Annotated in this window: 22 protein-coding genes; 6 read left to right on the top strand and 16 right to left on the bottom strand. The window is 72.7% G+C overall.

The genetic code is table 11. The features are described 5' to 3' along the window. Positions 1-22: 22 nt before the first annotated feature. Positions 23-679 (bottom strand): TetR family transcriptional regulator, encoded by a 657-nt coding sequence (locus ACZ6BG_RS02325; protein ID WP_468995754.1) that lies wholly within the window; start codon positions 677-679, stop codon positions 23-25. Positions 680-820: 141 nt separating this feature from the next. On the opposite strand from ACZ6BG_RS02325, the gene ACZ6BG_RS02320 reads away from it, so the two are divergent. Beyond that, the gene (locus ACZ6BG_RS02320) at positions 821-1612 is read left to right on the top strand and encodes an SDR family NAD(P)-dependent oxidoreductase (RefSeq protein WP_468995751.1); all 792 of its coding nucleotides are present in this window, start codon (positions 821-823) and stop codon (positions 1610-1612) included. A 40-nt stretch (positions 1613-1652) separates the two neighbouring features. Here the strand turns inward: ACZ6BG_RS02320 and ACZ6BG_RS02315 are convergent, their stop codons facing one another. Beyond that, positions 1653-2174: a DUF4240 domain-containing protein gene (locus tag ACZ6BG_RS02315; protein WP_468997854.1), complete on the bottom strand. Its 522-nt coding sequence runs from the start codon at positions 2172-2174 to the stop codon at positions 1653-1655. Between the two features lie 133 nt (positions 2175-2307). Here ACZ6BG_RS02315 and ACZ6BG_RS02310 point away from each other — a divergent pair, with 133 nt between their 5' ends. Further along, positions 2308-3336, top strand: a complete 1029-nt coding sequence (locus ACZ6BG_RS02310) for an SDR family oxidoreductase (RefSeq protein WP_468995749.1) — start codon at positions 2308-2310, stop codon at positions 3334-3336. Here ACZ6BG_RS02310 and ACZ6BG_RS02305 read toward each other — a convergent pair. From ACZ6BG_RS02305 to ACZ6BG_RS02275, 7 genes are all read right to left on the bottom strand, one after another. Then, positions 3327-4352 (bottom strand): helix-turn-helix transcriptional regulator, encoded by a 1026-nt coding sequence (locus tag ACZ6BG_RS02305; RefSeq protein WP_468995746.1) that lies wholly within the window; start codon positions 4350-4352, stop codon positions 3327-3329. The genes ACZ6BG_RS02310 and ACZ6BG_RS02305 overlap by 10 nt on opposite strands. 326 nt (positions 4353-4678) lie before the next feature. Next, a complete protein-coding gene (gene aceE / locus ACZ6BG_RS02300) occupies positions 4679-7381 on the bottom strand; it encodes a pyruvate dehydrogenase (acetyl-transferring), homodimeric type (protein ID WP_468995742.1) in 2703 nt (900 codons plus the stop codon). A 341-nt stretch (positions 7382-7722) separates the two neighbouring features. Then, positions 7723-8346, bottom strand: a complete 624-nt coding sequence (locus ACZ6BG_RS02295) for a GntR family transcriptional regulator (RefSeq protein WP_468449233.1) — start codon at positions 8344-8346, stop codon at positions 7723-7725. Between the two features lie 121 nt (positions 8347-8467). Then, positions 8468-10252 carry a 2-oxoglutarate dehydrogenase, E2 component, dihydrolipoamide succinyltransferase gene (gene sucB / locus ACZ6BG_RS02290; protein WP_468995738.1) on the bottom strand — a complete coding sequence of 595 codons (1785 nt, stop codon included), beginning with the start codon at positions 10250-10252 and terminating at the stop codon, positions 8468-8470. Positions 10253-10354: 102 nt separating this feature from the next. Beyond that, positions 10355-11743, bottom strand: coding sequence for a dihydrolipoyl dehydrogenase (lpdA, locus tag ACZ6BG_RS02285; protein WP_468995735.1), 1389 nt, complete (start codon positions 11741-11743; stop codon positions 10355-10357). Positions 11744-12127: 384 nt separating this feature from the next. Continuing rightward, positions 12128-13696: a leucyl aminopeptidase gene (locus ACZ6BG_RS02280; protein ID WP_468995732.1), complete on the bottom strand. Its 1569-nt coding sequence runs from the start codon at positions 13694-13696 to the stop codon at positions 12128-12130. A gap of 102 nt (positions 13697-13798) precedes the next feature. Further along, positions 13799-14593 (bottom strand): adenosylcobinamide-GDP ribazoletransferase, encoded by a 795-nt coding sequence (locus ACZ6BG_RS02275; protein WP_468995728.1) that lies wholly within the window; start codon positions 14591-14593, stop codon positions 13799-13801. A 115-nt stretch (positions 14594-14708) separates the two neighbouring features. Here ACZ6BG_RS02275 and ACZ6BG_RS02270 point away from each other — a divergent pair, with 115 nt between their 5' ends. After that, positions 14709-15461 (top strand): hypothetical protein, encoded by a 753-nt coding sequence (locus ACZ6BG_RS02270; RefSeq protein ID WP_468449223.1) that lies wholly within the window; start codon positions 14709-14711, stop codon positions 15459-15461. Here the strand turns inward: ACZ6BG_RS02270 and ACZ6BG_RS02265 are convergent. From ACZ6BG_RS02265 to cobT, 3 genes are all read right to left on the bottom strand, one after another. Further along, entirely contained in the window at positions 15413-16111 is a 699-nt protein-coding gene (locus tag ACZ6BG_RS02265; RefSeq protein WP_468995722.1) for a hypothetical protein, read from the bottom strand. The two genes, ACZ6BG_RS02270 and ACZ6BG_RS02265, sit on opposite strands and share 49 nt — an antisense overlap. Then, positions 16108-17889, bottom strand: a complete 1782-nt coding sequence (locus tag ACZ6BG_RS02260; protein WP_468995718.1) for a phosphatidylglycerol lysyltransferase domain-containing protein — start codon at positions 17887-17889, stop codon at positions 16108-16110. Before ACZ6BG_RS02260 ends, ACZ6BG_RS02265 begins: the two co-directional genes overlap by 4 nt. 80 nt (positions 17890-17969) lie before the next feature. Next, positions 17970-19169, bottom strand: coding sequence for a nicotinate-nucleotide--dimethylbenzimidazole phosphoribosyltransferase (cobT, locus tag ACZ6BG_RS02255; RefSeq protein ID WP_468995716.1), 1200 nt, complete (start codon positions 19167-19169; stop codon positions 17970-17972). A gap of 187 nt (positions 19170-19356) precedes the next feature. On the opposite strand from cobT, the gene ACZ6BG_RS02250 reads away from it, so the two are divergent. Beyond that, positions 19357-20568, top strand: coding sequence for a class I SAM-dependent methyltransferase (locus tag ACZ6BG_RS02250; RefSeq protein WP_468995710.1), 1212 nt, complete (start codon positions 19357-19359; stop codon positions 20566-20568). Positions 20569-20749: 181 nt separating this feature from the next. On the opposite strand, the gene ACZ6BG_RS02245 is transcribed toward ACZ6BG_RS02250, so the two are convergent. Next, positions 20750-21949 carry a bifunctional adenosylcobinamide kinase/adenosylcobinamide-phosphate guanylyltransferase gene (locus ACZ6BG_RS02245; protein ID WP_468995705.1) on the bottom strand — a complete coding sequence of 400 codons (1200 nt, stop codon included), beginning with the start codon at positions 21947-21949 and terminating at the stop codon, positions 20750-20752. A gap of 113 nt (positions 21950-22062) precedes the next feature. Here ACZ6BG_RS02245 and ACZ6BG_RS02240 point away from each other — a divergent pair, with 113 nt between their 5' ends. Further along, entirely contained in the window at positions 22063-22293 is a 231-nt protein-coding gene (locus ACZ6BG_RS02240; RefSeq protein WP_380852031.1) for a hypothetical protein, read from the top strand. 123 nt (positions 22294-22416) lie between these two features. On the opposite strand, the gene ACZ6BG_RS02235 is transcribed toward ACZ6BG_RS02240, so the two are convergent. The 3 genes from ACZ6BG_RS02235 to ACZ6BG_RS02225 all read right to left on the bottom strand — a co-directional run bounded on the left by ACZ6BG_RS02235 (position 22417) and on the right by ACZ6BG_RS02225 (position 25117). Further along, positions 22417-23490, bottom strand: coding sequence for a S1C family serine protease (locus ACZ6BG_RS02235; protein ID WP_468995698.1), 1074 nt, complete (start codon positions 23488-23490; stop codon positions 22417-22419). Between the two features lie 218 nt (positions 23491-23708). Then, on the bottom strand, positions 23709-24464 hold the full coding sequence (locus ACZ6BG_RS02230) for a class I SAM-dependent methyltransferase (RefSeq protein WP_468997852.1): 756 nt from the start codon (positions 24462-24464) through the stop codon (positions 23709-23711). Continuing rightward, the gene (locus tag ACZ6BG_RS02225; protein WP_468997850.1) at positions 24461-25117 is read right to left on the bottom strand and encodes a DUF3043 domain-containing protein; all 657 of its coding nucleotides are present in this window, start codon (positions 25115-25117) and stop codon (positions 24461-24463) included. Before ACZ6BG_RS02225 ends, ACZ6BG_RS02230 begins: the two co-directional genes overlap by 4 nt. A gap of 331 nt (positions 25118-25448) precedes the next feature. Here ACZ6BG_RS02225 and ACZ6BG_RS02220 point away from each other — a divergent pair, with 331 nt between their 5' ends. Continuing rightward, a complete protein-coding gene (locus ACZ6BG_RS02220) occupies positions 25449-26243 on the top strand; it encodes a PspA/IM30 family protein (RefSeq protein ID WP_468995695.1) in 795 nt (264 codons plus the stop codon). Positions 26244-26270: the final 27 nt, after the last annotated feature.

Below are 26270 nucleotides of genomic sequence, written 5' to 3'. Positions count from 1 at the left end.
GGGCTTTTGGCGGCCGGCCGCCTCATCTCTCCAGGAGCCTGAGGCCGCCCGTCAGCTCGCGCAGGCAGCGGACCGCCAGTTCCGCGGGGGAGCGGGGGCCGCGCGGCGGTTCGTCCGTGGCGGCCCAGGTCTCCAGGGCGATCCGGATGGCGTCGGTGGCGGCCGCGGCGGCGAGCCGCACCTCGAGTTCGTCGGCGCCCTCGCCCACGAGCCGGGCGAGCACCGGGACCAGCTGCTCCTCGGACTCCTGGTTCACCCGGTACCAGACCGCGCGCAGGGCCGGGTCGTCCTGGGCGGCGCGGAGCAGGCCGCGGGTCCACTCCAGGGCCTCGTCGGCCCGCGTGTCCACGGGCGTGAGGGCCTCGGCGATGGAGCGTTCGAGCGCCGTCGGCACCCCGGCGTCCAGGTCCGCGAGGCGGGCTCGCCACTCGGCGGCGCCCCCGGCGAGCAGCGGTGCGACCGCGTCCTGCTTGTTGCGGAAGTAGCGGTAGAAGGTGCGCAGCGCCACGCCCGCACGGTGCGCGATCTCCTCGGCGGTGGTGCCGTCCGGGCCCCGCTCGGCGAAGAGTTCGGCGGCGGCGCGGGCGATGTCGAGCTGCGTGGCCGCCTTGCGGCGCTCGGTCAGCGAGGGGCGGGTCGGCTGCGGCGCCCGCGTGGGCTGCGGCGGTTGGGTGCTCACGTTCGAAGCCTACGCGGGGCCGGGTCGGAATTCACGAATTGACGCTATGGCAAAACGTGCCACGAAGGCGTACATTGAAATCGGATGGACCGTGCCGGACCCGTGGCGGGCCCGGCTGTCCGAGGCTGATCGGAGAGACTCATGAACCTGACGCGTTACGCGGACCGTCGCGCCCTCGTCACCGGCGGCGGCTCGGGCATCGGCCAGGCCACCGTGCTTCGCCTGCTCGCGGAGGGCGGCAGAGTGGTGGCCGCCGACGTCAGCGAGGCGGGCCTGAAGGACACGGAGCGGAAGGCGGGCACCGACGCCGGCCGGCTGACGACGCTGCTGGTCGACGTCGCGGACGAGGCGTCGGTGCGCGCGGGCGTGGCCGCCGCGGCCGCCGCGCTCGGCGGTCTGGACGTGCTGGTCAACGCGGCGGGTGTGCTGCGCTCCTCGCACACGCACGAGACCAGCCTCGACTCCTTCGAGCAGGTGCTCCGGATCAACCTGACCGGCACGTTCCTGATGATCCGCGAGTCGATCCCGTTCCTGCTGGAGGGCGAGGACGCGGCCGTGGTCAACTTCAGCTCCACCTCGGCGGCGTTCGCCCATCCGTACATGGCGGCGTACGCGGCCAGCAAGGGCGGCATCCAGTCCATGACCCACGCCCTGGCGAGCGAGTACGCGAAGCGGGGCATCCGCTTCACCGCGGTCCAGCCCGGCTCCATCTCCAGCGGCATGACCGACGGCAGCGGCGCCAGCGGGCGGAGCCACGGCCCCGGCCTGCCCGAGGACGCGGACCTGAGCCTGTACGCGAAGCTGACCCCGGCGATCGGTCAGGGCTTCGCGGCCCCCGAGACGGTGGCGTCCGTCGTGGCGATGCTCGGGTCCGACGACGGCCGGTTCATCACGGGCACGGAGATACGGGTGGACGGGGGCACGCACTTCTGAGGGAGCGGGCCGGACGGCCTTCGGGGGCGCCGGGGCGGCGTCAGCAGGCCGCGAACCGCTCCCACAGCTTGGGGTAGCGCTCCGCGAGCACGCGGTCGTCCTCGAAGTCGATCGGGGTGCCCTCCGGCTCCGGCGGGGCGGGCGCGATGCCGAGGTCGGGGGCGACGACGCCGGTCATCCGCTCGTAGGCCTCGTCGGCGGCGTAGCCCAGCTCCTCGCCGTCGCCGTCGATCTCGTCGTCGAAGTCGTCGAGGAGCTCCGCAAGCGAGTCCGGGTCGTGCACGGCGCCCTCGAAGACCTCCCGGCCCTGCCCGATCAGCCAGCACCGGAAGTAGTCGAAGGCGTCGTCGCTCGCCCCGTCGAGCACGATCCAGGCGGCACCCCACAGATCCCAGCGGTAGGCCCGGTTGTAGCGGGCCTCGAAGTGCCGCGCGAAGTCCAGGACGGCGTCCGGGTCGTATTCGAGGAGCTTGTCGATGACCAGCTCGGCCTGGTCCTCGGGGTCGCCCTCGGCGGCCTCGCGGGTGCTGTCCACGATCTCCCAGAACTCCGTCTCGTCCATCACGGGTCAAGCATCGGTCCTGGGGGGTGGGGGCGCACGCGGAGTGCGCCGGAATGCGGCTGTGTCGTTATGCGTGCACATGCCCGTGGAAAGACCGACAGGAGGTGTCGGCATTCGCTGCGAGACTCCCTCCATGGAGAAGACACAGCAGTCGGCAGGCCTGGCGAGCGGAGCGGAGAACGAAGTGACGACGAAACCGGAATCCGAGGAGACCGGGGCGGCGGGGCAGGGCGACGGCCTGGTCGGGAAGATCGCGTTGGTGGCGGGGGCCACGCGTGGGGCCGGGCGGGCCATGGCGGTGGAGCTGGGCCGCGCGGGGGCGACCGTGTACGTGACGGGGCGGACGACCCGGCAGCACACGAGCGAGGTCGGCCGGGCCAAGGAGACCATCGAGGGCACGGCGGAACTCGTCAGCGAGGCGGGCGCCGAGGCGGGCACGGGCGGTACGGGGATCGCGGTGCCGACGGACCACCTCGACCCCGAGCAGGTGCGCGCGCTGGTCGAGCGGATCGATCGGGAGCAGGGGCGCCTCGACATCCTGGTCAACGACATCTGGGGAGGTGACGTCCATGTCGAGTGGGACAAGAAGATGTGGGAGCACGACCTGGAGAAGGGCCTCAGGATCCTCCGCCTCGGCATGGAGACGCACATCGTCACCAGCCGCTTCGCGCTGCCGCTGCTGGTCCGCAACCCCGGCGGCCTCGTCGTCGAGGTGACCGACGGCACCGAGGAGTACAACCAGCGGTACCGCAAGCCGTTCTACTACGACCTGGCGAAGGCGGCCCCGCTGCGCATGGCCCGCGCGCTCGCGGAGGAGGTCAAGGAGTTCGACTGCACGGCACTGTGCCTGACGCCGGGCTGGCTGCGCTCGGAGGCGATGCTCGACACGCACTTCAAGGTCACCGAGGACGACTGGATGGCGGGCACCAAGCAGAACCCGCACTTCGCGATCTCCGAGACACCGACGTTCGTGGGCCGGGCCCTGGTCGCCCTCGCCGCCGACCCCGACGTGGCGCGGTGGAACGGCGCGTCCCTGTCCAGCGGCGGCCTCGCCAAGGAGTACGGCTTCACGGACGTGGACGGCTCGGCCCCGGACGCGTGGCGGTACATCACGGAGGTGGACCAGGAGAGCAAGGAGGCGGACGTGACGGGCTATCGGTAGAGGGCGGCCATGCGGGCCGCCGTCGCCGCCAGGCGGTCCCGCAGCTCCGGCGGCCCGAGAACCTCGGCCTCCGGGCCCAGCATGAGGAGCTGGGAGTAGGCGACCACGGTGGACTCGACGGGCAGGGTGACGGTGACCCAGCCCCGACCGTCGGGTTCGGCGTCCGCCAGGGCCTCGTGGGCGGCGGCGCGGTTGGTGACGTAGGGGAGTTGCCGGGCGCCGTCGGGGGACAGACGCAGGACGGCGTTGTCGCGCAGGATGGCGCGGGCGAACTGGGCGGCGCGCTCCTCCCAGAAGCCGGGGAGGTCGAAGTCCTCGTCGCGCACGAAGCGGTTCTCGCCGTGGGGATCGACGGAGGTGAACCGGTCGATGCGGTAAACACGGTAGGAGCTGGAGCTGGAGCTGGAGCTGGAGCTGGAGCTGGAGCCGGAGCCGGAGCCCGGGCTGGGGTCCGGGACGCGGGCGCACAGGTACCAGACGCCGGCCTTCAGGACGAGGCCGTAGGGCTCCAGTTCGCGGCTGACCTCGGAGTCCTGGCGGCGGTACCGGGCGATCAGGCGGCGGTCGTCCCACACGGCGTCCGCGACGGCGGGCAGCAGGGCGGGGGCCGGGGTCTCCTTGAACCAGCCGGGGGCGTCCAGGTGGAAGCGCTGGGCGGCGTTCTGGGAGGCGTCGCGCAAGGAGGGGAGGAGGGCGGCGGAGACCTTCAGACGTGCGGCGGACGCGGCGTCCTCCAGGCCCATCTCGCGCAGCGCGCCCGGGACTCCGGACAGGAACAGGGCCTCGGCCTCGCTGCGGGCGAGCCCCGTCAGGCGGGTCCGGTATCCCCCGATGAGACGGTAGCCGCCCGTCCGGCCCCGGTCCGCGTACACCGGCACGCCTGCCTCCGACAGCGCCTGCGCGTCCCGCGTGATCGTGCGTTCCGAGACCTCCAGCTCCTCCGCGAGCTCGGCCGCGGTCATGGAGGCCCGCGTCTGAAGCAGAAGCACCATCTTGATGAGCCGGGCAGCGCGCATGCTCCCATGATGCCGCGCGCCCGCACTCGACGGTGCCCGGGGCCGGGGCTGGGCGGGCCAGCAGCCAGCGGCGGCGGAAGCGGAGGTCGGGCGGCTGGGCGGCCCAGCCGCTGGCAGAGGCCGGGGCCGGGCCGGGCGGGCCAATCGCCCACAGCCGTGGCGGGGCAAGGGCGCAGCCCAGCAGGGCGCCCCGGGGCGACAGCGACGGGCGGGTGGGTGGGGGAACCCCGCCGCGGAGCTGCGGGGAACGGTTGCCGCGGCGGCAACGCAAAAGGTGGGGCCCCGTCACCGCGACGGAACCCCACCCCGCGTACCGAGCCGGAGGCTTACAGCCCGTACTTGGCCCGAGCCTCCTTCACCGCGGCAGCGGGCACGACCCCCTGCGCGGCGAGCCGAGCCAACGCCGCGACGACGATCGACTCGGCGTCGACACCGAAGTGGCGGCGGGCCGCGTCACGCGTGTCGGACAGGCCGAACCCGTCGGCGCCGAGCGAGGAGTAGTCCTGCTCGACCCACTGGGCGATCTGGTCCGGGACCTGACGCATGTAGTCGGAGACCGCGAGGACGGGCCCCTCGGCACCCGCGAGCGCCTGCCGTACGTACGGCACCCGCTCCTCGCCGCGCAGCAGCGCCGCGTCCGCCTCCAGGGCGTCGCGCCGCAGCTCGGTCCAGGAGGTCGCGGACCACACGTCGGCGGCCACGCCCCACTCCTCGGCGAGCATCCGCTGGGCCTTGAGCACCCAGTGGATGGCCGTACCGGAGCCGAGGAGCTGGATCCGCGCGGCGTTGGCGGCAGGCGAAAGACCCGCCGTCTCGGCCGTGTTGAAGCGGTACAGACCCTTCACGATGCCCTCGTCCACACCCGCGGGCTTCGCGGGCTGCGGCATGGGCTCGTTGTAGACGGTCAGGTAGTAGAACACGTCCTTGTCTTCGGAGGCCCCGCCCGGCGCGCCCTCGCCGTACATCCGGCGCAGGCCTTCCTTGACGATGGCGCCGATCTCGTAGGCGAACGCGGGGTCGTACGAGAGCGCGGCGGGGTTCGTCGCGGCGATCACCGGCGAGTGCCCGTCGGCGTGCTGAAGGCCCTCACCGGTCAGCGTCGTGCGCCCGGCGGTGGCGCCGATGAGGAAGCCGCGGCCGAGCTGGTCGCCGAGCTGCCACATCTGGTCGGCCGTGCGCTGCCAGCCGAACATCGAGTAGAAGATGTAGAAGGGGATCATCGCCTCGCCGTGCGTCGCGTACGACGACGAAGCGGCGATGAAGTCCGCCATCGAACCGGCCTCGGTGATGCCCTCGTTGAGGATCTGGCCGTTCTTGGCTTCCTTGTAGTACATGAGCTGGTCGCGGTCGACCGGCTCGTACGTCTGGCCCTTCGGCGAGTAGATGCCGAGCGAGGGGAACAGCGACTCCATGCCGAAGGTGCGGGCCTCGTCCGGGACGATCGGCACCCAGCGCTTGCCGGTCTCCTTGTCGCGTACGAGGTCCTTGACGAGCCGTACGAGCGCCATGGTCGTCGCCACCGACTGGGAGCCGGAGCCCTTGTCGAAGGCCGCGAAGGCCTTGTCTGCGGGCGCGGGCAGCGGTGCGAGCGCGTGCGTGCGGCGGGCCGGGGCCGGGCCGCCGAGGGCCGCGCGGCGCTCCTGGAGGTAGCGGACCTCGGGGGAGTCGGCGCCGGGGTGGCCGTAGGGCACGACCCCGTCCACGAACTGGCTGTCGGAGATGGGCAGCTCAAGAAGGTCACGCATGTTCTTGAACTCGTCCGTCGACAGCTTCTTCATCTGGTGGTTCGCGTTCTTGGACGCGAAGCCCTCACCGAGGGTGAAGCCCTTGACGGTCTGCGCCAGGATGACGGTCGGCGCGCCCTTGTGGGACAGCGCGGCCTTGTACGCGGCGTACACCTTGCGCGGCTCGTGGCCACCGCGCGACAGGTGGAAGCACTCGAGGATCTTGTCGTCGGAGAGCAGCTTCGCCATCTCGACGAGCGCCGGGTCCGAGCCGAAGAAGTCCTGACGGATGTAGGCGGCGTCGCGGGTCTGGTACGTCTGGACCTGCGCGTCCGGGACCTCACGGAGGCGGCGGACCAGGGCACCCGTGGTGTCGAGCGCGAACAGCTCGTCCCAGGCGTTGCCCCACAGCGACTTCACGACGTTCCAGCCGGCGCCGCGGAACTGCGCCTCCAGCTCCTGCACGATCTTGAAGTTGGCGCGCACCGGGCCGTCGAGGCGCTGCAGGTTGCAGTTGATGACGAAGGTGAGGTTGTCCAGCTCCTCGCGCGCCGCCAGCGCGAGGGCCGCCGTCGACTCCGGCTCGTCCATCTCGCCGTCGCCGAGGAACGCCCACACGTGCGAGGACGAGACGTCCTTGATGCCGCGGTTGGTGAGGTACCGGTTGAAGCGGGCCTGGTAGATCGCGGAGAGCGGGCCGAGGCCCATCGACACGGTCGGGAACTCCCACAGCCAGGGCAGGCGCCGCGGGTGCGGGTAGGACGGCAGGCCGTCGCCGCCCGCCTCCTGGCGGAAGTTGTCGAGCTGCTGCTCGCCGAGGCGCCCGTCGAGGAAGGCGCGGGCGTAGATGCCGGGGGAGGCGTGGCCCTGGATGTACAGCTGGTCGCCGGAGCCGTCGCCCTCCTTCCCGTGGAAGAAGTGGTTGAAGCCCGTCTCGTACAGCCAGGCGGCCGAGGCGAAGGTGGCGATGTGGCCGCCGACGCCGTGCTTCGAGCCGCGGGTGACCATCGCGGCCGCGTTCCAGCGGTTCCACGCGGTGATGCGGGACTCCATCGCCTCGTCGCCGTCGATGACGGGCTCGGCGGAGGTCGGGATGCTGTTGACGTAGTCCGTCTCAAGAAGCTTGGGCAGGGCCAGGCCCGCGCCCTCGGCGCGCTCCAGCGTGCGGCGCATCAGGTACGCGGCACGGTGCGGCCCGGCCGCCTTGGTCACGGCGTCCAGGGAGGCCTGCCATTCGGCGGTCTCCTCCGGGTCGCGGTCCGGGAGCTGGTCGAGCTCGCTCGGCTGGATGCGGGGGTCGGTCATGACGCCGCCTTCCTGAGTCGGACGGGGTGCCCGTGCCCGAGTGCGGGCGGGGTCCCTAAACGGAAAGGGTCGGGGGTGCCCTTGGTCTTTGGCAGGACAGGGCGAGGGCCCTGGTGAGGGCCCGTCGTCGACTGTAAGCCCGCGATCGATGATCGATCAAAGTCTTGAAGGGAAAACTTCCTCGGATCGGCAAAAGTGGGCACAGGGTGCCGCGCCAGAGGGCACGGAGTGCCTTCAAATCGAAGGATTTACGCAGGTGGGGCGACGTATGAGCACAGTGGTCGGAGAATGAGCGCAACCGCCGTCGCGTCTGCCGCGACCGTCACACCACGCCTCACGCCTCACGCCCGCGGCGCGCACCCCAGCACATGGGCCTTCACCAGCTCCGCGATCGCGGGGTCACGCCGACGGAAGGCCGAGACGAGGGCCTCGTGCTCCTCCGCGTACGACTGCTGGACCGTGCCGAGCCACCGGATGGACAGCGCGGTGAACACCTCGATGCCGAGCCCCTCCCAGGTGTGCAGGAGCACGGAGTTGTGCGCGGCCCGCACCAGCTCCCGGTGGAAGCCGACCGTGTGCCGCACCTGCCCGGTCCCGTCGGAGTCCCGGTCGGCCTCGTACAGGGCCGCCACATGCGGCTCCAGGGCCGAGCAGTCCTCGGCGAGGCGCTCGGCGGCCAGCTCGGCGGCGATGGCCTCGAGACCGGCCCGGACGGGGTAGCTCTCCTCCAGGTCGGCGGCGGTCAAGTTCCGTACCCGCACGCCCTTGTTGGGCGCGGACTCGATCAGCCGCAGCGACTCCAGCTCCCGCAGGGCCTCCCGCACGGGCGTCTGGCTGACTTCCAGCTCGACGGCGATCCGCCGCTCCACGATCCGCTCGCCCGGCTTCCAGCGCCCGCTCACGATGCCTTCCACGATGTGCTCGCGAATCTGTTCGCGCAGCGAGTGAACGACGGGCGCGGTCATGGCGGGCTCCTATAAAGACAGGACAACGACCACTAGACAATACGGCCGCGCCCCCGCCCGGAAACCTCCGGACGGGGGCGTACTCGCTGATGAGACGAGTGTTACAGCCGTATGCGGGCGACTACAGGCCGAGCTCGACCTCGAACTCGCCGGCCTCCAGGATGGCCTTGACCGTCGTCAGGTAGCGGGCGGCGTCGGCGCCGTCCACCAGACGGTGGTCGTAGGAGAGCGTCACGTACGTCATGTCCCGCACCGCGATGGTCTCGCCGAGGTCGGGGTGGTTGATGACGACCGGGCGCTTGACGGTGGCGCCGATGCCCAGGATGCCGACCTGGTTCGGCGGCACGATGATCGTGTCGAACAGGGCGCCGCGCGAGCCGGTGTTGGAGATGGTGAAGGTCGCACCGGACAGCTCGTCCGGCGTGATCTTGCTGGCCCGGACCTTGTTGGCCAGGTCGGCGGTCGCCTTGGCGATGCCGGCCAGGTTCAGGTCACCGGCGCCCTTGATGACCGGCGTCATCAGACCCTTCTCGGAGTCCACGGCGATGCCGATGTTCTCCGAGTCGAAGTACGTGATGGTGCCCTCGTCCTCGTTGATGCGGGCGTTGACGACCGGGTGGGCCTTCAGCGCCTGCGCCGCCGCCTTGACGAAGAACGGCATCGGGGACAGCTTGACGCCCTCGCGGGCGGCGAAGGAGTCCTTGGCCTTGGCACGGAGCTTCATCAGCTTCGTGATGTCGACCTCGACCACGCTGGAGAGCTGCGCCTGGCCGTGCAGAGCCTTCATCATGTTGTCGCCGATGACCTTGCGCATGCGGGTCATCTTGACCGTCTGGCCGCGCAGCGGGGACGCCTCGATGACCGGAGCCTTCGACGCGGCCGCGGGAGCGGCGGCGGCCGGGGCGGCGGCAGCGGCCGGAGCCGCGGCCTTCGCGGCCTCGGCGGCGGCGAGCACGTCCTGCTTGCGGATGCGGCCACCGACGCCGGTGCCCTTGACCGAGCCCAGGTCGACGCCGTTCTCCGAGGCGAGCTTGCGCACCAGCGGGGTGACGTACGCGCCGTCGTCGGCCGGGGTGACCGGAGCCGGGGCGGCGGGGGCGGCCGGGGCGGCAGCCGGAGCGGCCGGGGCCGCGGGCTGCACCGGAGCCGGGGCGGCAGCGGCGGGCTGCGCCGGGGCGGCCGGGGCGGCGGGGGCAGCCGGAGCCGGGGGAGCCGCAGGGGCGGCCGGAGCCGGAGCCGCGGCGGGGGCGGCCGGGGCGGCAGCCGGAGCGGCGGCGGGCGCGGCACCCGGCGCACCGATGACGGCGAGCTTGGCGCCGACCTCGGCGGTCTCGTCCTCACCGACGACGATCTCGAGCAGCACGCCCGCGACCGGCGACGGAATCTCGGTGTCGACCTTGTCCGTGGAGACCTCGAGGAGGGGCTCGTCGGCCGAGACCTCCTCGCCGACCTCCTTCAGCCAGCGGGTGACGGTGCCCTCGGTGACGGACTCGCCGAGCGCGGGCAGGGTGACCTCGGTGCCCTCGGCGGCGCCACCGGCCGGGGCGGCGGGCGCCTCGGCGGGGGCGGCCGGAGCGGCGGCCGGGGCCTCGGCGGCGGGGGCCGGGGCGGGCTCGGCGGCCGGGGCAGGCTCGGCGGCCGGGGCGGGGGCCGCGGCAGGCGCGCCGGAGCCGTCGTCGATGACGGCCAGCTCGGCGCCGACCTCGACGGTCTCGTCCTCAGCGACCTTGATGGAGGCCAGGACGCCGGCGGCGGGGGAGGGGATCTCGGTGTCGACCTTGTCGGTCGACACCTCGAGCAGCGGCTCGTCGGCCTCGACGCGCTCGCCCTCGGCCTTCAGCCAGCGGGTGACAGTGCCTTCGGTGACGCTCTCGCCGAGCGCCGGAAGGGTTACGGAAACCGACATGGTTTCTGTTGCTCCTTACGCAATGGGGCCTCCCCTGCTCGAGGTTAGTCGAGAGCCCGGGGAAGGAAGTCTGTGGTCGTCGCGCCCGTGTGACTGAAAGGGTCAGTCGTGGGAGTGCAGGGGCTTGCCGGCGAGGGCGAGATGGGCCTCGCCGAGCGCCTCGTTCTGCGTCGGGTGGGCGTGGATGAGCTGGGCCACCTCGGCGGGCAGCGCTTCCCAGTTGTAGACCAGCTGGGCCTCGCCGACCTGCTCACCCATGCGGTCGCCGACCATGTGGACGCCGACCACGGCACCGTCCTTGACCTGGACGAGCTTGATCTCGCCCGCGGTCTTCAGGATCTTGCTCTTGCCGTTGCCCGCGAGGTTGTACTTGAGGGCGACGACCTTGTCCGCGCCGTAGACCTCCTTGGCCTTGGCCTCGGTGATGCCCACGGAGGCGACCTCGGGGTGGCAGTACGTCACCCGGGGCACGCCGTCGTAGTCGATCGGGACGGTCTTGAGACCGGCCAGGCGCTCCGCCACCAGGATGCCCTCGGCGAAGCCGACGTGCGCGAGCTGGAGCGTCGGGACCAGGTCACCGACGGCCGAGATCGTGGGCACGTTCGTCTGCATGTACTCGTCGACCAGGACATAGCCGCGGTCCATCGCGACGCCCTGCTCCTCGTACCCGAGGCCCTGCGAGACCGGGCCGCGGCCGATGGCGACGAGCAGCACCTCGGCCTCGAAGGTCTTGCCGTCGGCGAGGGTGACGCGGACGCCGTTCTCGGTGTACTCCGCCTTGTCGAAGAACGTGCCGAGGTTGAACTTGATGCCGCGCTTGCGGAAGGCGCGCTCAAGGAGCTTGGAGCTGTTCTCGTCCTCGACGGGCACGAGGTGCTTCAGGCCCTCGACGACGGTCACGTCGGTGCCGAAGGACTTCCAGGCGGAGGCGAACTCGACGCCGATGACGCCGCCGCCGAGGATGATCGCCGACTCCGGCACGCGGTCCAGGACCAGCGCGTGGTCGGAGGAGATGACGCGGTTGCCGTCGATCTCCAGGCCCGGGAGCGACTTCGGCACGGAGCCGGTCGCCAGGAGGATGTGGCGGCCCTGGACGCGCTGGCCGTTCACGTCCACGGAGGTCGGCGAGGACAGGCGCCCCTCGCCCTCGATGTAGGTGACCTTGCGGGAGGCGACCAGGCCCTGCAGGCCCTTGTACAGGCCGGCGATCACGTCGTCCTTGTACTTGTGGACGCCCTTGATGTCGATGCCCTCGAAGGTGGCCTTGACGCCGAACTGGTCGGCCTCGCGCGCCTGGTCGGCGATCTCGCCGGCGTGCAGCAGCGCCTTCGTGGGGATGCAGCCGTTGTGCAGGCAGGTGCCGCCGAGCTTGTTCTTCTCGATCAGTGCGACGTCGAGACCCAGCTGCGAGGCGCGCAGGGCCGCGGCGTAACCGCCACTTCCACCGCCGAGGATCACTAGGTCGAAAACGGTGCTGGCGTCGTTCGCCACGTCACGTCCTCCATGCATGTGCGCCGTGCGCCGGACCCCTCTTACCGGGGACGACCGGTCGGTCGGCTGGTATACGGCCGCTCTTCTTCGGCCCTGTGGTGGGGGCCCTGTCCTGCCGAGAACCCATCTTCGCACTTGTCGGCGACAGGCGGGACGCCGGGCCGGGCGATGGGACGGCCGATCGCCCGTCGACAGGGTCAGGACCACTAGAAATTAAGGCGCGGAGCGCGGCCTTGAAAGGGTGGTGGTGGGAGACGGGCGGGCAGATTTCATTCACAGCGAAATCCGTACGCCCGTGCGTACGCGCACCGCGCTGCCGCCCGCGTACACCCATGGGTACGGCCCCGGAGCCGAGGCTTCCGGGGCCGTACCCAGCGTACGAAATCAGCCGAGGTCGCCCGCGGCGGTGCGCTCCGCGAGGCGCACCAGGGTGCGGACCGCGGAGCCGGTGCCGCCCTTCGGGGTGTAGCCGAAGGGGGCGGCCTCGTTGTAGGCGGGGCCCGCGATGTCCAGGTGGGCCCAGGCGATGCCCTCGCCGACGAACTCGCGCAGGAAGAGTCCGGCGACCAGGCCGCCGCCCATGCGTTCGCCCATGTTGGCGATGTCGGCGGTGGGGGAGTCCATGCCCTTGAGCAGGTGCTCCGGCAGCGGCATCGGCCAGGACGGCTCGCCGACCTCCTCCGCGATCTCGTGCACCGAGGTGCGGAAGGCGTCGTCGTTGGCCATGACGCCGAAGGTGCGGCCGCCCAGGGCCATCATCATGGCGCCGGTCAGGGTCGCCACGTCGACGATCGCGTCGGGCTTGTCCTCGGAGGCCTTGGCGATGGCGTCGGCCAGGACCAGGCGGCCCTCGGCGTCGGTGTTCAGGACCTCGACGGTCTTGCCGCTGTACATCCGCAGGACGTCGCCGGGGCGGGTGGCGGAGCCGGAGGGCATGTTCTCGGCGAGCGCGAGCCAGCCGGTGACGTTGACCTCAAGGCCCAGGCGGGCGGCGGAGATCACGGCGGCGAACACGGCGGCGGCGCCGCTCATGTCGCACTTCATGGTCTCGTTGTGCCCGGCGGGCTTCAGCGAGATGCCGCCCGAGTCGTACGTGATGCCCTTGCCGACGAAGGCGAGGTGCTTCTTGGCCTTCGACGAGGTGTAGGAGAGCTTCACGAGCCGCGGCGGGGCGTCCGAGCCCACGCCGACGCCGAGGATGCCGCCGAAGCCGCCCTTGGCGAGCGCCTTCTCGTCCAGGACCTGGATCTTGACGCCGTGCTCCTTGGCGGCGGCGGTGGCGACCGCGGCGAAGGCCTCCGGGTTGAGGTCGTTCGGCGGGGTGTTGATCAGGTCGCGGGCGCGGTTGAGCTCTTCGGTGACGGCGGTCGCGCGCTCGACGGCGGCCTTGTGGGCCTTGTCGCGCGGCTTGGCGCCGAGCAGGGCGACCTCGGCGAGCGGCGCCTTGCCGCCCTTGTCGCTCTTGCCGGCGGTCTCGGCCTTGCCCTTGCCCTTGGCGGCCTTGGTGTCCTTGCCGTTGCCCTTGTAGGCGTCGAAGGAGTACGCGCCGAGCAGCGCGCCCTCCGCGACGGCGCCCGCGTCGGCCGCGTCGGTGACCGGCAGGGCGAAGCCCGCCTTCTTGGTGCCCGCGAGGGCCCGGGCGGCGACACCGGCCGCGCGCCGCAGGGTGTCCGCGTCGTACGCCGAGTCCTTCTCGGGGACCGCGCCGAGGCCGACTGCCAGGACGACCGGCGCCTTGAAGCCGGACGGCGCGGGCAGCTTCGTCACCTCGCCCTCGCCGCCCGAGGCGCCGAGGGTCTCCAGGACGGACGCGAGCTTGCCGTCGTACGCCTTGTCCACGGACTCGGCGCCAAGAGCCACGACCGGCCCCTTGGCGCCCTTCGCGACACCGACGACGATCGCGTCGGCACGCAGGCCGGACGCGGCGGCGGTGCTGAGAGTCAGAGCAGTCACGGTGCTGAAGTCCCTCTTTCATAGGAGGTTTCAATGAAGTCTTGCGGGCTTTTGGGTGGTAAGCCCGTCGCGAGCCTACGCCCGTAATTGTTGCGGTGCGCCTCACTGTGCGTGCTGGCCGAGGGCGAGCACAAGGAGGACGGCGGTGGTGGTCGTCTCGGCGAGTCCGCCGAAGACGTCGCCGGTGACGCCGCCGAAGCGCCGCACACAGTGCCGCAGGAGCAGTCCGGCGGCGGCGCAGCCGAGCACGACGGCGGCCGCGTTGTGCGCCATCGAGGACGCTCCGCCGGGCACTCCCGCCGCGGCCGCCGCGGCCGTGGTGACGGCGAGGACCGCCACCGCGGCGGGCGTGGGCACGGTCTCGGCGACAGCGGCGCCCAGGCCCTCGGGGCGGGCCGCGGGGACGCCGGTGCGGGCGGCCAGAGTGAGGGCGAGGCGGGCCGTGGTGGCGGCGACGACGGTGGCGGTGGCGCCGTGCGTCCAGCTCTCGTCGTACAGCTCGGCGAGGGCCGCGACCTGGGCGAGCAGCGTCAGGACGAGGGTGATGACGCCGAACGGGCCGATGTCGGACTGCTTCATGACGCGCAGCGCGCCGTCGGCCGCCTTGCCGCTGCCGAGCCCGTCGGCCGTGTCGGCGAGGCCGTCCAGGTGCAGCCCCCGGGTGGCCGCCGCCGGGACGGCGACGGCGGCGACGGACGCGAGCAGCGGGCTCGCGCCGAGGGCGAGCAGGGCCGACCCCGCCGCGGCCGCACCGAGCCCCACGGCCAGGCCCGCGAGCGGGGCGCACAGCATGCCCGCGCGGGCGGCCTCCCGGTCCCACCTGCGGACGTGGACGGGGATCACGGTGAGCGTCCCGAAGGCGAACCGGAGGCCGTCGGCGGGGGTGGGTCTGGGCATTCGGCGAGGTTACCCGGGGAGGCCGGGCCCGGCGGGGGCGGGCCGGGGCGCCCTTCGGCACCGCCGGGTGCCGTCCCCGCCTGCGAAAGCGGGAGGCGAACCGGAAGATGGGCCCATGGACGACTGGTGGTACCGGAACATCGTGGAGCCGGGGAAGCTGCCGCTGCTGCTCGCGCTGGTCGCCTTCGTCGGCTCGTTCCTGGTCACCAGGACCATCACGCGCCTCATCCGCGCCGGGAAGGGGCCGTTCCGCAACATCACGACGGGTGACGTGCACGTCCACCACGTCGTACCGGGCATCTTCCTGATGCTGGTGGGCGGCTTCTGGGCGGTGGCCGCCGGGCGGCACAGCTTCGGGTCGATGTGCGCCGCCGTCATCTTCGGCGTGGGCGCGGGCCTGGTCCTCGACGAGTTCGCGCTGATCCTGCACCTGGACGACGTGTACTGGAGCGAGCAGGGCCGCAAGAGCGTGGAGGTCGTGGTCCTCACGACGGCCCTGGTCGTGCTGATCCTCACCGGGTTCAGCCCGCTCGGCGTGAACGAGCTCTCCGCGGACGAGCGCCACGACCGCGTCGCGTTCGCCCTCAACATCACCTTGAACTGCGGCTTCGCCGTGATCGCGTTGGCCAAGGGCAAGCTACGCACGGCCCTGATCGGGATGGTGGTGCCGTTCGTCGCGCTGGTCGGCGCGATCCGGCTCGCCCGCCCCGGCTCGGCGTGGGCGCGGAGGTTCTACCGCAACCGGCCGCGCGCCCGGGCCCGCGCGGGTCTGCGCGCGTTCCGCCACGACCGCCGCTGGACGGGCCCGCGGCGCCGCTTTCAGGACCTCATCGGCGGCAAACCGGACCCCGAGCCGCGCCCCCGCTGACGCACCCGCGCCACCACCTCGACGGCCACGGTCGCCACCAGGACCCCGGCGATGGCCGCCAGATGCTCCTTGCCCGCGAGGTTGTTCTTGACGAGCACCTCGACGACCATCAGGACGATCACGAGGATCCCCGTGGCGTACGCCCGGTAGCGCCAGCACACGTACACCGCGAGCCCCACGACCGCGGCCGAGGGGCCGGTGTCGACCACCTGCGCGTCGGACGCGGGCAGCCCGATCGGGTGGTCCGGCCCCAGCTCGATGCCGAGGCGGGCGTACAAGGTGCCGCCGAGCGTCGCCGCGTACCCGATGAGGAGCGTGCGCCACCAGCCGATGCAGCACTCCGCGATGCCGAAGACCAGCAGGATCTGCGCGAGCGCGCCCCACACCGGCAGGTCGAGGGCGGGCACGAAGAGCGAGAGCGGGGTGCGCAGCAGGGACAGCCACAGCGGGTCCTCGGCCCGGACGCAGCCGATGTTCTGGACGAACTGGTAGCCCCAGGACTGGTTCTGCACGTACTGGAACGCCGCCGTCAGACAGACGGCGGCCAGTGTCAGGGGGATCGCGCGCCAGCGCCGGGCGTGAAGTCTGTCCCGGACCGTGCTGTACAGCGGGCCCCACTCGGCGCGGGCCAGCCGGGACAGGGTGCTCATCGTCGGGACTCCAGATGTGTGCGATGCAGCCATTTCGGCAGTCCCGGCGCTTCCAGGAAACCCTCGGCGCGGGCGGCGGCGACGCCGATGCGCAGCAGGTCGCCGCTCTTCTCGAAGAGAAGGAAGCGGGGTTCCCAGATGGGTCGGTACTTGGCGTTGGCGCGGTACAGCGACTCGATCTGCCACCACCGGGAGAAGAAGCTGAGCAGCGAGCGCCACAGCCTGAGCACCGGACCCGCGCCTAGCCGTGAGCCACGCTCGAAGACCGACCTGAACATCGCGAAGTTCAGTGACACCTGCGTGATCTGGATCTCCGCCGCGCGCTGGAGCAGCTCGATGACCATGAACTCCATCAGGCCGTTCTCGGAGTCCCGGTCGCGCCGCATCAGGTCGAGCGAGAGCCCCCGCGGCCCCCACGGCACGAAGGAGAGCACCGCCCGCAGCTCGCCGTCGCCATCCCGGCACTCCAACATCACGCACTCGCCGTCCGCCGGGTCGCCGAGCCGCCCGAGCGCCATGGAGAAGCCCCGCTCGGTGGCGCCGTCGCGCCAGTCGTCGGCGCGCTTCAGGAGGTACGCCATCTCGTCGGCGGGGATGTCGTGGTGGCGCCGGATGCGGACCTCGTACCCGGCGCGCTTGACGCGGTTGTAGGCCTGCCGGACGGTACGCATGGCCCGTCCTTCCAGCGTGAACTCGGCGATCTCGACGATCGCCTCGTCACCCAGCTCCAGGGCGTCCAGGCCGTGTCGGGCGTAGATGGTGCCCGCTTCCTCGCTCGCGCCCATCACCGCCGGGGTCCAGCCGTGCTCGCGGGCCTCGGCGAGCCAGGGCTCGATGGCGCCGGGCCAGGCCTCGGGGTCGCCGATGGGATCGCCCGAGGCCAGCGAGACCCCGCTGACGACCCGGTACGCGACCGCCGCCTTGCCCGTCGGGGACCACACCACGCTCTTCTCGCGGCGCAGCGCGAAGTAGCCGAGCGAGTCGCGCTCGCCGTGCCGGTCGAGCAGGGCCCGCAGCCGCTCCTCGTCGCCCTCCGACAGCGGGTCGACGGCCCGGCGGGAGCGGAACGCGGCGTACAGGACGGCGCACAGGAGCACCGTGCTCAGGACGTTGATGGTGACGTTGACCCAGCCCGGCGTGGTGATCCCGGCGAACCGGGAGTCGTCGGCGGCCAGCGACACCAGGCGCATCGTGCCGTAGCGCCAGCGGTCGGCGAACGTCGAGCGGTACTCGTCGTGGGCGTGGTTGGTGACGGTCACCAGGAACGCGGCGAGCAGGGACGTCACCAGGAGCCCGCCGACGGCCACGGCCGCCGCGAGCTTGGGGTTCGAGCGGTCGCCGACGGCGTAGAACTCGCGGCGGCCGACGAGGAGCGCGCCGACGAACAGCGCGGTGAGGCCGAGCGAGATCCAGTTCTGCGCGTACTGCCTGATCTCCGGGAAGCACATCGCGAAGGCGAACAGGAGCAGGAAGAGGCCGCTCAGGACGAGGTTGAGGATCCAGGCGGCCCGCTTCCTGCGCCGCATGGTGATCGCCAGGAACATCGTGAAGACGCCGGAGGCGAAGCCCGCGGTGAGCAGGTACGGGGTGAAGTAGTTCTCGGTGTTGTGGCGCCGCAGGTCCTGGCCGAGGGAGACCCATACGGCGCTGAGGAAGTTCACGAACGTCACGGCCCGCAGATACCAGACGGCCACTGTGGCCCCCCGCCGCGAGGCCACCGTGGACGTCCGGAGCCGCTCTTCGCCCGCTCGGTCTTCCCCTGCCCGTGCTTCTCCCATGAAACGGGATCTTATGGGGCGTTGTGGTGTGATATGTGGTCAGCGCGACTGGCTGCGGGGGCCGTAGAGGGCTGTCGGGGCTACTCGGTGGGCGCGTCCGCGGACTTGGCGGCCTTGCCGGACGCGTCGGACTCACCGGACGCGCCGGACGCGTCGGACTCCCCGGTTCCGTCCGTCCCGTCCGTCCGGTCCGCCTCATCGGAGTCATCGGAGTCATCGGGCTTCCCGGACTCCTCGGCCGCCACGGGCAGTTCCGCCGACAGGGCCGCCGCGGCCCGCACCACCGGCACCGCCAGCAGGGCGCCCACGCCCTCGCCGACCTTCACGCCGTGGGCGAGCAGCGGTTCGAGCGCCATCCGGTCCAGGGCCTTGGCCTGTGCGGGCTCCCCGCTGTCGTGCGCCGCGAGCCACCAGTCCGGCGCCCGGAACGCCACCCGCTGGGCCACCAGCGCCGCCGCGGCAGACACGACCCCGTCGAGGATCACCGGCGTGCGCCGCACCGCGCACTGCAACAAGAACCCCGTCATCGCCGCGACATCGGCCCCGCCCACCGTCGCGAGCAGCTCCAGTTGGTCGCCGAGGACCGGCCGGGCCCGCCGCAGCGCGTCCCGCACGGCGGCGCACTTGCGCATCCACGCGAGGTCGTCGATCGGGGCCCCGCCCCGCCCGGTGACGACGGAGGCGTCCGTGCCGCAGAGCGCGGCGATCAGCGTGGCCGCGGGCGTCGTACCGCCGACGCTGATGTCGCCGAGCACGATCAGGTCGGTGCCGGAGTCGGCCTCCTCGTCGGCCAGCGCGATGCCCGCCGCGACGGCGCGTTCGGCCTCCTCCAGCGTGAGCGCGTCCTCGATGTCGACGCGCCCGGAGCCGCGGCGCACCCGGTGCCCGGCGACCTCGGCGGGCAGCGTGTCCGGGTCGCAGTCCAGGGCCATGTCGACGACCCGCACGGGTACGTCGAGCTGTCGCGCGAGCACGGCCGCGGGGCTCGCGCCGCTGAGGACGGTCCGTACGAGGTCGGCCGCGCCGCCCGCCGCCCGCGCGGAGACGCCGAGTTCGGCCACCCCGTGATCGCCCGCGAACAGCACCGCGCGGGGCCGCTCGATCGGCTTGACCGGCACCGCGCCCTGCGCCGCCGACAGCCATTCGGCGAGGTCGTCCAGGCGGCCGAGGGCACCGGGCGGCAGGGCCTGGCGCTCCCTGCGCTCTTCGGCGTCACGGCGCACCCCGCCGTCGGGCCGCTCGATCAGGTCGGTGAAGTCGTCGAGAATCAGCGAGCTCATTCGGCGAACAGTACCGGCGGGGCGTGCCGTGCGCGCGAACGGCCCCGACCGCCCGGGCCACGGCCGAGGCCCGCGTGACACTCCGTCAGCCGGTCCCCGGCGCACCCACCCGCGGCCCGGTTACGCCATGCGACGCAAGCGCGCCCCAGCGTCGTTGAATCCCCGCGGCGCGTCCCTTACGTTCCCAATGTCCCGCATGTATCGCATGGTCGTACCGCCGGCCGTCCCCTCCGGCGCGCTGCCGCCCCGCGCGAGCGTCCCGCGGGCCGGAAGCATCCGGGAGTACGTCATGGACCTCGCCCAGCAGACCGCCGAAGGCCGCTCCGCCTGCCTCGCCCGCCTCGCCGAGGGCACCGCCCGGTTCCACGAACCGCGCCGCGACGACTGCCCCTGGTGCGGCTCGACCCGCCTGCGCGTACGGCTGCGCACCACCGACCTGATCCAGCGCAAGCCGGGCGGCTTCACCCTGGAGCGGTGCGACGACTGCGCCCACACCTTCCAGAACCCCCGCCTCACCGCCGAGGGCCTGGACTTCTACCGCCTCGGCGCGGCCCGCCACGACCTCGGCCACCGGGACTTCTGGCGCCAGGACCTGTGCCACGGGCTCGGCGGCGGCGCTCCCGCGCTCCTGGCCCGGGCCGGGTCGGGCCGCGCCCGGCGGCTCGCCGGGGTCCGCGCGCTGAGCCGCATCGACGAGCCCGAGAGCTGGCTCGACGTGGGCACAGGGCGCGCCCGCTTCCCGGGCGCCGCCAAGGACGTACTGCCGTACACGGCCTTCGACGGGCTCGACACCGACCCGGGCCTCGCGGCGGGGGTGCGGCGCGGCCGCATCGAGGAGGCCCACCGCGGCCGCCTCACCGACCTGGCCGAACGCCTCGCCGGGCGCTACGACGCGCTCAGCATGGTCCACTACCTGCAACGCCGCCCCGACCCCCGCGCGGAACTCGCCGCCGCCCGCACCGTGTTGCGCCCCGGCGGGCACCTGCTGGTCGAGGCCCCGGACCCCGAGTGCCGCTCGGCCCGGCTGCTCGGCAAGTGGTGGGCCTCCTACCGCCAGCCGCGCCACCCGCACTTCGTGCCGCTCGCCAACCTCTGCCGGGAGCTGGACGAACTCGGCTTCACCGTCGTCGACGTCGACCGCCGCACCCCGCACGTGCCGTCCGACCTGACCACGGCCTGCGCGCTCGTCCTCAACCGCCTGCTGCCCGCGGCGGACGTGCCCTGGCGGGCGCACGCCCCGAGCCCCCTGCGGCAACGCCTGCGCCGAACGGCCTGGCAGGCGGCCACCCCGCTCCTCGCCCTCGCGTACGCGACCGACCTGCTCCTCGCACCCCTGCTGACGCGCACCGGGGGTGGGAACGCGTACAGGGTGATCGCGCGGCGGGAGCCGGACGCCTGAGGGGGCGGGGCGGCCGGCATGGGGGCGCCTGAAGCGGGTGGTCGCGGGGGACCTGACGTGGGAGGTCGAGGGGCGCCCGATGCGGGGTGGCCGAAGCGGGAGGTTGCGCAGCGCCCGACGCGGGAGGCCGGGGGCGCCCGTAGCCTGACCAGCGGCGCCTGCCCCCGCGTACCCGTCCCGATCAGCCCCGCAGGGTCAGTGCCTGGCCCGCCACCACGAGCAGCACATGCTCGCACTCGGTGGCGAACGCGGCGTTGAGGCGGCCGAGTTCGTCGCGGTAGCGGCGACCCGAGGCGGTCGCGGGGACGATGCCCGAGCCGACCTCGTTGGACACCGCGACGACGACCCGGCGCGTGGCGCGCACCGCGTCCGTGAGCTCCGTGACCCGCTTGCGCAGCGACCGCTCGCCGCCGCTCGCCCACTCGGCGTCGTCCCAGGCGTTCACCTCGTCCATCGCGTGCGTCAGCCACAGCGACAGACAGTCGACGAGCAGCGGCGGCCCCGGCTCCGTGAGCAGCGGTACGAGATCGCAGGTCTCCGTGGTCCGCCAGGAACCGGGACGCCGCTCGCGGTGCGCCCGCACCCGCTCCGCCCACTCGCCGTCCCCGCCCCGGGTGCCGCCCGTGGCGACGTACAGCACATCGGGGAAGGCCTCCAGGCGCCGCTCCGCCTCGACGGACTTCCCCGAGCGGGCCCCGCCCAGGATCAGGGTGCGGCGCGGCAGGTCGGGTACGTCCTCGTAGGCGCCGACGGTCAGCGTCGTGCCGTCCGGGACGGCCCGCGCCCCGGCCGCCGCGAGCCGCCGCGTCAGCTCCGCCCCGGCGGGCGCCCCGTGCCCGATGTGGACGGCCACGACGTCCGTCGTCGGGGTCACGCCCCCGGCCGCCCGCAGCCGGGCCAGGCCGTCCGGGCGGCCGACGACGTCCGCCACGACCATCTCGTACGCGACCTGCTCCGCGGGGAAACCGGCGGGCGCGGCACCCGGCGGCAGGTACAGCAGCCGGTCGCCGTCGGGCCCGGTCACCTCGTAGCCGGTGCCGGGCGCGTCCGTCGCCACCGCGCGCACCCGGTGCCCGGTGAGGAGCGCGAGCTCCCGCCCGTCCGGCACCCGCCCCGGCTGCGGCAGCCCGGCGGGCACTTCCACGGCGGGCCCGTCGTGCGGGTGCGAGAGCAGCACCTGGCGCACCCCGCCGAGGGAGTGGCCGGCGCGGGCGGCGGCGAAGGCGGCGCCGGGCGTGAGGTCGAGCAGCAGCACACCGTCGACGAGCAGCGCCGTGGCGGCCCGCGCCGCGTCGCCGAGGGCGGTCGCGCACACGGCGCAGGGGCAGCCGGGGTACGGCAGCCCTTCGGGGGCTCCGGTGCCGAGCAGAGTCAGTTCCACAGGAAGATCCTCCCGCGTAGCCCCCGGCGGCGCGCGCCCGGCTAGGCTTCAAGCGGCTCCGGCTCCCGCTCCGGGCGGCTGCCGGGACATCCACTGGACCTCGGGAGGCTGACATGGCGGCATGGACGTGGCGGTTCGAGAAGGCGGACGGGACGGAGGTCCAGCCTGCCGTGCAGCCCGAGGAGTTCACCACCCAGGGAGACGCGGAGACCTGGCTCGGTGAGCACTGGAAGGACCTGAGCGAGGGCGGCGCGGACCAGGTGACCCTCTTCGAGGACACCTCGGAGATCTACGGCCCGATGAGCCTGCACGCGCAGGACGCGGGCAGCGCCCAGGGCTCCTGACCTCCGGCGCTGCTGAACTTCGGTGTTCCTGAACCTCGGCGGGGGCGGCGCGAGCGGCGCCGCCCCCACCCGCCGTTCCGGCCCCGTCCGGCCCGGCACGCGCCCGCCGGAAGCGCCGCACGGCTACATCTCGCCGAGCGTGACCTCCGCCGTCCGCTCGTCACCGTCGCGTACGTACGTCACCCGCTCCTTGGCGCCCGGCTCCACCGCCGCCAGCGTCTCGGACAGCGAGGTGATGGTGGTGATGGGGGTGCCGCCGAGGTCGGTGATGATGTCACCGGCCTCCAGGCCCGCCTTCGCCGCGGCGCCGTCGTCCTGCACCTCGACGATCGCGACGCCCGCCGGGCGGTAGTCGTCGCCGAGCACGGTGCGGGCGGTGACGCCGAGCGCGGCCCGGCCCGAGTCGGTGACCCGGCCGTTGCGCACGATCTGGTCGGCGACCGTCTTGACCATGGACGAGGGGATCGCGAAGCCGATGCCGGGGGCCGCGCCGTCGCCCATGTCCGGGTCGGTCGCGGCGAGCGTCGGGATGCCGATGACCTGACCGTCGAGGTCGACGAGGGCGCCGCCGCTGTTGCCCGGGTTGATCGCGGCCGACGTCTGCACCATGTTGGCGATGGTCGCGCCGGTGCCGCCGTCGTCGCTGCCCTCGCTGACCGTGCGTCCGGTCGCCGAGACGATGCCCTGGGTGACGCTCGACGACAGGCCGAGCGGCGAGCCCATCGCCAGCACGATCGTGCCGACCTCGACCTTCGTGGAGTCGCCGAACCTCGCGGCCTTCAGCCCGCTCGGCACCTTGTCCAGCTTGATCACGGCGAGGTCCTGCTCCGGATACGCCGACACCAGCTTCGCCGCGAGCGGCTGCTCACCGGTGGCCGTGGTCACCCGGAACGTCTTCTCCTCGCCCACGACATGGGCGTTGGTGACGATGTGCCCCTGGTCGTCGTAGACCACCCCGGAGCCGAGGCTGTCGGACGCGTCGATCTGGACGACCGACGGCAGCACGTCCTTGATCACCTTCTGGTAGTCGTCCTGAAGGTCGCTCGCGGCGACGGGCGCCGCCTGCGTGGTCGCCCGGTCCGCCCTGTCCGCCCGGTCGCCGTCCCCGCCGCCTCCACCACCGGAACACCCGGCGACGAGGACGACCAGGACGGCGGTGGCGGGAAGCAGCGGGACACGGGTGCGCGGCAGTCTCATAGCCCGAGTCTCGGCCGCGCCCCGAGCCCCGTCCTGCGGGGAGCGTCCGAACAGGGGGCCGCCGGACCGGGCGCCGCGCGGACCGCGGCGACCCGGGGTCCCGTACCGCGAGAGGTGTCGGTCCCGACTCGGGTACGAGGCGTGAGTCCCCGACTCGGGTACGAGGCGTCGGCCCCGGCGCCGTTAAGAGGCGTCGGCCCCGGCGCCGTTACGAGGCCTCAGTCCCGCCCGCCGCACAGGTGCAGCATCGTCGCCACCCGCCGGTAGGGGTCGGTGCGCCCGGCCCGGGTCTCGGCGGAGAGCAGGGCCTCCAGCTCGGGACCGGCGGCCGGTATGTCGGTGGCCTCGGAGAAGACCCGGACGCCGTACCAGGCGACCAGCGGTGCCGCGATGCCCGCGAGGGACTGCCCGACGGCGTCGAGGCGATGCGCCCGGACCTCGGCGCCGCTCTCGTCGCGGTAGGTGTCGGAGCCGAAGGCCGCGAGTGCGCCCGCCCAGTCCGCCCGCAGTCCGGGGCGCATGGCGAGGGCGTCGGCGTTGCGCACCACCAGGGACAGCAGGCCGCCGGGCGCGAGCACCCGGCCGAGCCCGGCGAGCAGCGCGTCGGGCTCGTCGACGTGCATCAGACCGCCGTGGCACAGCACGACGTCGAAGCTGCCCGGCAGGAAGTGCACGCCGGTGTCCCGCGCGTCGCCCTCGACGACCCGCATCCGCGACCGGATGCCCTCCGGCTCCGCGGCCACCACGGCCCGCACGGCGGCGAGCGCGTCCGCGTCCTGCTCGACGCCCGTCACTTCGTGCCCGCCGCGGGCCAGGCGCAGCGCCTGCGCCCCGCGCCCCATGCCGACGTCGAGCACGCGCAGCCGCTTGCCCAGCGGGAACCGCGCCACTATCCGCTCGTCGAGCTGGCGGCCGACCAGTTCGTGCCGGACGGCCTCGCCCGCGCCAGGGCTCGTGCCCCGGTCCTCGCTCAGGACCGGCCCCCGCGCTTGCCCTGCGGCTTCGGCAGCCGCAGTCGGCGCATCTGGAGGCTGCGCATCAGGGCGTACGCGACGGCGCCCTTCTTGTTCTCGTCCGGGAAGCGCTCGTTCAGGCGCTTCTTCAGCCGGATCACCGTGGCGACGGAGTCGACCACGATCAGGACGATCACGAAGAGCCACAGGAGCAGCGCGATGTTCTGCAGCTGCGGGATGCGGACCATGCTCAGGACGAGGATGATCACGGCCATCGGCAGGAAGAACTCGGCGACGCAGAACCGCGAGTCCACGAAGTCACGGGCGAACTTGCGCACCGGACCCTTGTCGCGCGCGGGCAGATACCGCTCGTCGCCGCTGGCCAGCGCCTCGCGCTGCTTCGCCATCTGGGCGCGGCGCTCGTCGCGCTGGCGCTTGGCTGCCTCCTTGCGCGTCGTCGGCGTGTTCATCACGCTGCGGCGCTGGGACTGGGCCAGGGCACGCTTGGGGGTGGGGCGGCCCTTGGGGGCCTGCGGGTCACGGGGCTCGGACGAAGAGTCGGTCACCGGGGCCTTGGCTGCCGGGGCCTTCTCGTCCTTGGATCGGCTACGGAACACAAAGCCCAAGGGTACGGGGTAGTCAAGAGGTGCGGGGCCGAAGACCCCCCTTTGCAGGGGCGGTGGTGGGAGACGGGTGGCAAGAGGTGCGGGGCCGAAGGCCCCTCTTTGCAGGGGCGGTGGTGGGAGACGGGTGGGCATGGACCGCAGTCGCATGGGGAACGATCCCGCAACACCGGACGTCTTGATTATGTGGCTAAGGGGCCTTGCGGGGCGGTTTCCCGGGGGCGCACCTACTCCTTGCGCCGGAGAGTCGGGCGGTGCAGTCGTCCTTGGGGATGAGCGCATCCGCTCGCGAACAGTGCGGTAATGGATACAGACCCCGTACCGTGGGTTCTGTTGCAGTAGCTGGAGCTGGAAGTCCGTCAGAAGGGGGCGCGCGAAGCCCATGAGCGGTGTCATGAAGCGTATGGGGATGATCTTCCGCGCGAAGGCGAACAAGGCCCTTGACCGGGCCGAGGACCCGCGCGAAACCCTCGATTACTCGTACCAGAAGCAGTTGGAGCTGCTGCAGAAGGTGCGCCGCGGCGTCGCCGACGTGGCGACCTCCCGCAAGCGCCTCGAGCTGCAGCTGAACCAGCTCCAGAAGCAGTCCTCCACCCTGGAGGACCAGGGCCGCAAGGCCCTCGCGCTCGGCCGTGAGGACCTGGCCCGCGAGGCCCTCTCCCGCCGCGCCGCCCTCCAGCAGCAGGTCAGCGACCTGGAGGTGCAGCACCAGACGCTGCAGGGCGAGGAGGAGAAGCTCACTCTCGCGGCCCAGCGCCTGCAGGCCAAGGTGGACGCCTTCCGCACGAAGAAGGAGACCATCAAGGCGACGTACACCGCCGCCGAGGCCCAGACCCGGATCGGCGAGGCCTTCTCCGGCATCTCCGAGGAGATGGGCGACGTCGGCATGGCGATCCAGCGCGCCGAGGACAAGACCGCGACGCTCCAGGCGCGGGCCGGCGCGATCGACGAACTTCTTGCTTCCGGCGCCCTCGACGACTCCTCCGGTCTCGCCAAGGACGACATCCAGTCCGAGCTGGACCGGCTCTCCGGTGGTACGGATGTAGAGCTGGAGCTGCAGCGCATGAAGGCCGAGCTGGCCGGCGGCTCCAGCACGTCGCAGCCGGCCATCGAGGGCGGTCAGGGCCAGAGCCAGCAGGTGCAGCCGCGGGACACCCCGCGCTTCGACAAGCAGTAGTCGCTCGGGCCTTGACCGAACCGCGCA

The sequence above is a fragment of the Streptomyces sp. NPDC041205 genome (assembly GCF_055591765.1).
This window is presented reverse-complemented; position numbering and strand designations above follow the sequence as displayed.